Genomic DNA, 898 nt, shown 5'->3' with positions numbered 1-898 from the left:
GTTTCTCTTTCTGTTAATTCTCTGTCCCATACCCTTATTTGCTGACCAATATAATTAAATAAGGTCACCTTCTTAAAGTCTAATTCTGCTGTTTTATGAATATTAATTTTATCATTATCGTTGTCCATAAATATCAGTACACCATCATCAATACGCTCTATTTCATCTAATCGCGATAAACGTGATTGGAATACTAAAGAAAAACGATCTGTATACTCCCCGGCTTCTAAAGCAATCTCAAATGAACTCATGTTTCTTATATCATAAGTCTCTCCATCATTGTAATTATCCTTGATGTAGATTTCAACATCATCAGAAATATTCTCTAAGCCATCAATCATAAACTTTTGTAATCCACCATCATTGGCTTCATCTATCCTTACATATAGTGGAATCTCTCTATCTTTTCTAAACTCACCAAATGCTTGAATTATAAAACGCTCTTCTTCAACATAGAAAAAGGCATCGTTCTTTAATTCATCTAAACTCCATGCGTCATACATCTGATCATAACCGTCCGTAGCGCCTTCCAAAAAGGCTACCAAAACTTGTCTATGAAAACCATCTGGAGATTCAAACCCTAATCGGATTCGTTGTTTTACGCTTACTGCTTCTTTTTCTGATTCTTCTTTCTTTGTAACTCCTTTTATAAAAATGGATTCACTATTCCCTTGCTCTCTTTGAAAATCTCGTTGACTATTTTTAAATACAACCTTTCCTCCTGAATTACTTGAAATTACATAAAACCCTTGTGCTACCGGAACATAACGACCAGGTATACCATAATTTGAATTTCCTGCTCCTCCTGTACTTATTGGAGGTGAGTTTGGATCATCTATTCGTGTCACGGCTGGTAATCCACCTGATTTTTTATAAATAGCATAACCTCCTTGGTATT

1 protein-coding gene is annotated in these 898 nt (G+C 34.6%); it reads right to left on the bottom strand.

What is annotated here, in order from left to right:
* Positions 1-898 (bottom strand): DUF8693 domain-containing protein (locus RM519_RS13935; protein ID WP_489753987.1); only part of this gene is annotated, 898 nt, incomplete at both ends.

Source organism: Urechidicola vernalis (genome assembly GCF_031846385.1).
GTDB lineage: Bacteria > Bacteroidota > Bacteroidia > Flavobacteriales > Flavobacteriaceae > Urechidicola > Urechidicola vernalis.
The sequence above is the reverse complement of the archived record's forward strand: the minus strand, read 5'-3'. Positions and strand labels throughout refer to the sequence as shown.